This window comes from Polaromonas sp. P4_H1 (genome assembly GCF_056400945.1).
In genome coordinates this window covers 1-742 of the sequence record NZ_JBFUKG010000050.1, presented here as the reverse complement: position 1 = coordinate 742, position 742 = coordinate 1, and the positions used below count along the sequence as shown (strand labels likewise).

2 protein-coding genes are annotated in these 742 nt (G+C 61.3%); both read right to left on the bottom strand.

The annotated features are described in order from the left end of the window. The coding region (locus AC1DS5_RS24980) for an FAD binding domain-containing protein (RefSeq protein ID WP_477720936.1) at nucleotides 1-276 on the bottom strand (276 nt) is incomplete at its 3' end. 156 nt (nucleotides 277-432) lie between these two features. After that, the coding region (locus AC1DS5_RS24975) for an NAD(P)/FAD-dependent oxidoreductase (RefSeq protein ID WP_477720935.1) at nucleotides 433-742 on the bottom strand (310 nt) is incomplete at its 5' end.

Sequence of the window (742 nt, the reverse complement as noted above, 5' to 3'; positions counted from 1 at the left end):
ACCGAGCGGACCGTCGATGACAGGCTTGTGGAATGCGCCGTGGCGCACCCGCGCGCCAATCGAGAGATAGTCGCCGTCGACAGCGAGGCGGTCGAGCCCTTCGACCTCATTGATATCGATCAAGTGTGCTGGCCGCGCCATGCGGAACGCCATGATCGGCACCAGGCTCTGGCCGCCCGCCAGAATGCGGCCATCGAGCGGCGCAAACTCGGCCAATGCACTCACAACTTCATCCACGGTGCGTGGGACGTGTCGCGTGAACGGCGCCGGCTTCATATGGAAAACCCCGGGCAGGAGGGCCAAAATTCACTTGTATGCTAACAATCGTCTTTTGGAAGTCAATCAGTGTCGCTGACGCAAAACGGGGCGTTCGCCGCCTGCGTTTTGATCACACGGGGATAGCTGAATTCGCCGAGTCGAGCGCGCTAAGTTTCAGGCGATATCGCGCTGCAGCGCGAAGTCATCCAGCAATGGCGAGCGTTTGCCCGCGATCATCCCGCCGATCAGTTGCGCTGCAAGATAACTGAAGGTGATGCCGTTCCCGCCATAACCATAGGCGGCATAGAGATGCGGATGGCCGGGCACGGGTCCGATCAGCGGCAGGCCATCGCGCGTGGTGTCGAAAGTGCCGGCCCAGCGATAGTCGATGGCAAGTTCGGCGCGTGGCCAGAGTGATGCGAGCTTCTCCTTCAGCGCACGTGCCTTGGCAGGTATCAGGGCATCGCGTGCATCGGGATCGATG